Genomic DNA, 7,012 nt, shown 5'->3' on the forward strand with positions numbered 1-7,012 from the left:
CGATGTCAATGGTCAGCTACGCCGCCGGCTCGCGCTACCTGAGCCTGATGGGCGGCGTCTGCATGTCCTTCTACGATTGGTATTGCGACCTGCCGCCGGCCTCTCCGATGACATGGGGCGAGCAGACGGACGTACCGGAAAGTGCCGACTGGTACAATGCCGGCTACCTGTTGCTCTGGGGATCCAACGTGCCGCAGACCCGGACACCCGATGCGCATTTCTATACCGAGGCGCGCTATAAGGGCACCAAATCCGCCGTCATTTGTCCCGACTATTCCGAGGCCGCCAAGTTCGGCGATGTCTGGCTGAATGCCAAGCAGGGCACCGACGCAGCCTTGGCCATGGCCTTCGGTCACGTCATCCTGCGCGAATTCCACCTCGACCGGCAGTGCGAATATTTCGAAGAATATACACGCAAGTACTCCGACTTCCCGATGCTGGTAAAACTGGACGAACGCAACGGCAAGCTCGTCCCGGGCCGCTTTCTGCGCGCCGACGATCTGGACGGCAAGCTCGGAGAAGAGAACAACCCCGAATGGAAGACCGTCGCCTATGACGAGCAATCCAAAGGGCTTGTCGCCCCCAATGGGTCGGTCGGCTATCGCTGGGGCGAAGACGGGGAGTGGAACCTCGAAGAAAAGGCACATGAGGCGGACACCAGCCTGAAGATGTCCTTCGTTCTGGACGAAGACCATGACGATGTGGTCGGCGTCGATTTCCCCTACTTTGGCGGGGAGGCGTACGGTCAGTTTGCGACCGACGCCGATCACCCCAACGTGCTGACCCGCAACATCCCCGTCAAGAAGATCAAGACGGCGGATGGCGAGATTTCCGTGGCCACGGTTTTCGATCTGTTCTGCGCCAACTACGGTCTGGATCGTGGACTGGGCGGGGACTGGGTCACCTCGGACTATGCCAATGACATGCCCGGCACCCCTGCCTGGGCAGAAAAGATCACCGGGGTTCCGGCCGATAAGATCATCCATGTCGCTCGGGAATTCGCGGACAACGCCGAGAAGACACAAGGCAAGTCGATGATCATCATCGGGGCCGCGATGAACCACTGGTTCCACATGGACATGAACTATCGCGGTGTCATCAACATGCTGGTGATGTGCGGCTGCGTCGGCCAGTCCGGTGGTGGTTGGGCGCATTACGTGGGGCAGGAAAAACTGCGCCCGCAGACTGGCTGGCAACCTCTGGCCTTTGCGCTCGACTGGAACCGTCCGCCACGCCACATGAACTCGACCAGCGCGTGGTATGCCCATACCGACCAGTGGCGCTACGAGACGCTTGAGGCCTCGGAGATATTGTCACCGACCGCCCCCGAGGGGGATTGGGACATCAGCCTGATCGATTACAACATCCGTGCGGAACGCATGGGCTGGTTGCCCTCGGCACCACAGCTCAAGACAAACCCGCTGGAGGTCGCAAAGGCCGCGAAGGAAGCGGGCAAGGAAATCCCGGCTTATGTGGCCGAGAACCTCAAGTCGGGCGATCTGGAAATGTCCTGCGAGGACCCGGACAACCCCGCCAACTGGCCACGCAACCTGTTTGTCTGGCGCTCCAACCTGCTGGGCTCCTCCGGCAAGGGCCACGAGTATTTCCTCAAGCACCTGCTTGGCACTGACCACGGCGTCATGGGCAAGGACCTGGGCGAAGACGGTCGCCAATTGCCCAAGGAAGCCAAGTGGCATGAAGACGCGCCGCGCGGCAAGCTGGACCTGCTGGTGACCATCGACTTCCGGATGAGCACCACGGCGGTCTACTCCGACATCGTTCTGCCGACGGCCAGTTGGTACGAAAAGGACGACATGAACACGTCGGACATGCACCCCTTCATCCACCCGCTGCAGGCGGCCGTGGACCCTGCCTATGAAAGCAAATCCGACTGGGAGATCTTCAAGGCCATCGCCAAGAAGTTCCAGGAGATCGTGCCGGGCTATCTGGGCAAAGAGACCGACATCGTCGCTCTCCCGATCCTGCATGACACCCCTGCCGAGATTGCACAGGACCAGGTGAAGGACTGGAAGAAAGGCGAATGCGACCTGATCCCCGGCAAGACGGCGCCGGCTTACGTGGCGGTCGAACGCGACTACACCGCGATCTATGATCGTTTCACGGCGCTTGGACCCGCGCTCGACAAGCTGGGCAACGGCGGCAAGGGGATCACCTGGAACACGCAGGAGGAAATCGACAACCTAGCGGCATTGAACGGCCTGCAGTTGGACGGAGCCGCGGCCGGACGGCCGAAGATCGACAGTGCGATCGATGCCTGCGAGGTCATCCTGATGCTGGCCCCAGAAACCAATGGCAACGTGGCCGTGAAAGCCTGGGAAGCGCTAGGCAAGGCGACAGGGCGCGAACACGCGCATCTGGCCGAAGGTGAGCATCACCAGAAGATCCGCTTTCACGACATCGCCGCACAGCCGCGCAAGATCATCTCGAGCCCGACATGGTCAGGGATCGAGAGCGAGAAGGTCAGCTACAACGCAGGCTATACCAACGTTCATGAACTGATCCCCTGGCGGACGCTGACCGGGCGGCAACAGCTCTACCAGGATCACCTGTGGATGTTGGCCTTCGGCGAAGGGCTCATGTCCTATCGACCTCCGATCGACCTCAAGACGATCACCAAGGAGGTGCAGGACGAAGGTGACACCCTTGTGCTGAACTTCATCACACCCCACCAGAAATGGGGCATCCACTCCACCTATACCGACAACCTGTTGATGCTGACGCTGAACAGGGGCGGGCCGGTGGTCTGGATCTCCGAAGTGGACGCCAAATCCGCCGGTATCGTCGATAACGACTGGATCGAGGTCTACAACACCAACGGCGCGTTGACCGCTCGAGCGGTTGTGTCCCAACGGATCAAGGAAGGCACGACCTTCATGTATCACGCTCAAGAAAAGATCGTGAACACACCGGGGTCCGAGAAGACCGGACACCGGGGAGGGATCCACAATTCGGTCACCCGAACGGTCCTGAAACCCACCCATATGATCGGCGGCTATGCCCAGCAATCCTACGGCTTCAACTATTACGGCACCGTAGGCGCGAACCGGGACGAGCTCGTGGTCATCCGCAAAATGAAGAAAGTTGACTGGCTCGACCGCGAAGAGAGCTGGAAAGCGCCTGCACAGGAGGCCACGACATGAGAATCCGCGCACAAATCGGCATGGTGCTGAACCTCGACAAATGTATCGGGTGCCACACCTGTTCTGTCACCTGCAAGAACGTCTGGACGAGCCGGGATGGCGTTGAATACGCTTGGTTCAACAACGTGGAAACGAAACCGGGCACAGGTTATCCGACGGATTGGGAAAACCAGAAGCGTTGGAAAGGCGGCTGGGAACGGACCAAGGCAGGCAAACTGCAGCCTAAGCAGGGCAGCAAGTGGCGCATCCTGTCCAACATTTTCGCCAACCCATCCATGCCGGAAATCGACGACTATTATGAGCCGTTCGACTTCGACTACGATCATCTGAAATCCGCCCCCGAGATGGAGGCGTTTCCGACGGCACGTCCCCGCTCCAAGATCACCGGCGAGCGTATCGAGAAGATTGAGAAGGGTCCGAACTGGGAAGAAATCCTGGGCGGCGAATTCTCCAAACGGTCCGAGGACTATAACTTCGAAGGCATCCAGAAGGAGATTTACGGGGAATACGAGAACACCTTCATGATGTATCTCCCCCGCTTGTGCGAACACTGCCTTAACCCGGCCTGCGCGTCCTCGTGTCCATCGGGTGCGATCTACAAGCGCGAGGAGGACGGCATCGTCCTGATTGACCAGGAGAAGTGCCGGGGCTGGCGGATGTGCGTCTCGGGCTGTCCCTACAAGAAGATCTACTACAACTGGGAATCCGGGAAATCCGAAAAATGCACCCTGTGCTATCCGCGGATCGAAAGCGGCAACCCGACTGTCTGCTCGGAAACCTGCGTTGGGCGCATCCGCTACCTCGGCGTCATGCTCTATGATGCCGACAAGATCGAAGATGCGGCCAACATGGAGAACGAACAGGATCTCTATGATGCGCAGCTTGGTGTCTTCCTCGACCCCAGAGACCCGGTGGTTATTGAGACGGCCCGTGCCGACGGCATTCCCGAGGATTGGATCAAGGCCGCGCAGGAAAGCCCGATCTGGAAGATGGCAATGGAGTGGAAGGTCGCCTTCCCGCTGCATCCCGAATACCGGACGCTGCCGATGGTGTGGTACATCCCGCCACTTTCGCCCATCCAGAACGCGGCGGAAGCCGGGGCGATCGGGACCGATGGTGGCATGCCCGACGTCAAGAACCTGCGCATTCCGGTGAAATACCTCGCCAACATGCTGACGGCCGGGGACGAAGAGCCGGTGGTGCACGCGCTGGAGCGTATGCTGGCCATGCGGTCCTACATGCGCACCAAGACCATCGAGGGTGTGATCGACGAGGCCATTGCCGCCCGCGTCGGCCTGAGCGGACGGATCATCGAGGACATGTACAAGATCATGGCCCTTGCAGATTACGAAGACCGGTTCGTCATCCCGACCACGCACCGCGAGCAGGTCGAAGAAGCCTATGACCTGCGTGGCGGCTGCGGCTTTACCGACACCAATGGATGCGGCGGCGGATCAACCAAGGGTTCCCTCTTCGGTGGTTCCAAAAGGCCCCTCAAGATGCCCACGGAGGCGATGTGATATGGACCGGACTTTGAAAGCACTCTCGCTCATTCTGAGCTACCCGACACGCGAGCTGCAGCATGCCATGCCCGAGATCGGCGCCGTTCTGGCCTCGGACACGCGTTTGACAGCAGCAGCCCGTCGGGCGTTGCGCCCGCTGGTGGAGGAGCTTGGCGGGCGCGACATCTATGACCTCGAAGAACAGTTCGTGCTGCTCTTCGACCGATCGCGGACCCTGTCGCTCAACCTCTTCGAGCATGTCCACGGCGAAAGCCGGGACCGGGGCGGGGCGATGGTGTCTCTGATCGAGACCTATCGCGCGGGCGGCTTCGAGCCGAATACATCGGAACTGCCTGATCACCTGCCGGTCCTGCTGGAATTCCTGTCGACGCGTCCCTTCTCGGAAGCACAGGACATTCTCGCGGATGCAGCCCATATCTTTGAGGCGTTGAACGCACGACTTGGCCGGCGGGAAAGCAACTACGGTGCTGTGTTTGCCAGCCTCTTGCAGCTGGCAGGCGCAAAGGCCGACCAGGGCGCTGTGGCCGAGATGCTGGCGCAGCCCGATGACGATCCTTCCGATCTGGAGACCCTCGACGAGGTTTGGGAAGAAAGCGAAGTGCTTTTCGGCCCAGACCCGAATGCGGGGTGCCCGCAAGTTCGTGACATGCTTTCGCGCATGGACACACCCGTCAATCCCGCACCGCACCACGCGGCCGAATAGGGAGAAAGTACCATGTTTGCCAATTTCGATATCGATTTCATCATCTTCGGCATAATGCCCTATGCCGCGTTGACCATCCTCGTGGTCGGCTCGATCGCCCGCTACGATCGGGATCAATTCACGTGGAAGAGCTCATCGAGCCAGCTTTTGCGTCGCAAGCAACTGATCTGGGGGTCGATCCTGTTTCACGTCGGCATCATCACCGTCTTCTTCGGGCATCTGGTCGGGCTCTTTACCCCGGTCTGGGTGCTGGACGCGATTGGCGTGCCGTACTGGGTCAAGCAATGGATGGCCGTGCTCATTGGCGGCCCTGCGGGCATCGCTGCATTGATCGGTGCGACAATCCTGTTGCACCGCCGCCTGGGCGACAGCCGTATCCGGATGACATCCAGCTGGGCTGACATCATCATCATGGTGTTGATCTGGTGGCAGCTGGTGATCGGCCTTCTGACCATCACGCAGACCCTGCAACACATGGATGGCGCAGAGATGGTGCGTTTCATGACCTGGTCGCAGAGCATCGTGTCATGGAACCTGAACGCCTGGGCCATGGTGGTTGACGTGCACTGGCTCTACAAACTGCACATCTTCCTCGGGCTCATCATCACGGCACTGTTTCCGTTCACCCGGCTGGTGCACATGGTGTCCGGTTTTGCCGCGCCGTTCCGGTACCTGTTGCGCCCCGGATACCAATTGGTGCGCTCGCGGCGGCAGAAACCACTGCCCAAGCGCGCTGCGCCCAAAGCAACGCCGGCGGAGTAGGGATCATGAATGCAGCAATGTTTCCCGATCTGATCGTGAACGGCGAGCATGTGCCGCACACGCTCGTCGCCGCAGAAACGCAGAACCAGGACGCTCCAAAGGGCAAGCCCGGAATTGCCTGGCGGAAAGCGGCCAACGCAGTTGCGATCCGAACGCTGCTTCTGCAGGAAGCCCGATCACGCGGCATTGCCGCTGACCCGCAGGAGGTGGGGCCGGGCCGTTTCGAGACCGACGAGGAGGCCCGGATACGGGGCCTCCTCGAAGAGGCCATCGATGTCGGAGCCCCCGATGACGCTGCAATCGAGGCCGAGTGGAGCAAGGATCCCTCGCGCTTTCGGTCCCCGCCACTTTGGGAGGTGTCACATATTCTCATTGCCTGTGATCCAAGAGACGCGGAAGCCCGAGACCGTGCGTTGAACCGCGCCCAAAAACTGTTGGACATCGCGTCAAACGATCCGAAAGCATTTGCCGCTCTGGCCGCCCGCGAAAGTGACTGTGGGTCGAAATCCTCGGGCGGAGCTTTAGGCCAATTGGGTCCGGGAGATACAGTTCCGGAATTCGAGGCCGCACTGCGCACTCTGGCTGAGGGGGAGGTCACGTCCGAACCGGTCCTGACACGGCACGGGTACCACATCATTCGCATGGACGCTCTGGCCTTGGGACAAGTTCTCCCTCTGGCTGCAGTGCGTGCCAGGATTGCGGAGGCGCTCGAAAAGGCCGCATGGGCGCGCGAAGCGCGGCGGTTCGTCGACCAGTTGGTCCAATCCGCAGATATCGAAGGGGCGGATTTGAAGCAGGTCTGAACGGGAGGAAGGACCGATGGCGCGAGATCGAGACAGACGTCTGAACACGGCACGCAGCGC

Annotated in this window: 5 protein-coding genes; all 5 read left to right on the top strand. The window is 60.3% G+C overall.

The genetic code is table 11. The annotated features are described in order from the left end of the window. Positions 1 to 3,161: nitrate reductase subunit alpha (locus tag ACQY7U_RS20015; RefSeq protein ID WP_428648352.1), on the top strand; the 3,161-nt coding region annotated here is incomplete at its 5' end. Then, a complete protein-coding gene (narH, locus tag ACQY7U_RS20020) occupies positions 3,158 to 4,681 on the top strand; it encodes a nitrate reductase subunit beta (RefSeq protein WP_428648355.1) in 1,524 nt (507 codons plus the stop codon). The genes ACQY7U_RS20015 and narH, both read left to right, overlap by 4 nt. Before the next feature lies 1 nt (position 4,682). Continuing rightward, complete coding sequence (gene narJ / locus ACQY7U_RS20025) at positions 4,683 to 5,387, top strand: nitrate reductase molybdenum cofactor assembly chaperone (protein WP_428648358.1); 705 nt, start codon at positions 4,683 to 4,685, stop codon at positions 5,385 to 5,387. 12 nt (positions 5,388 to 5,399) lie between these two features. Beyond that, a complete protein-coding gene (gene narI / locus ACQY7U_RS20030; protein ID WP_428648361.1) occupies positions 5,400 to 6,149 on the top strand; it encodes a respiratory nitrate reductase subunit gamma in 750 nt (249 codons plus the stop codon). A 5-nt stretch (positions 6,150 to 6,154) separates the two neighbouring features. Further along, entirely contained in the window at positions 6,155 to 6,952 is a 798-nt protein-coding gene (locus ACQY7U_RS20035) for a peptidylprolyl isomerase (RefSeq protein WP_428648363.1), read from the top strand. Positions 6,953 to 7,012 lie beyond the last annotated feature (60 nt).

It is taken from the genome of Roseibium sp. (assembly GCF_050301095.1).
Classification (GTDB): Bacteria; Pseudomonadota; Alphaproteobacteria; order Rhizobiales; family Stappiaceae; genus Roseibium.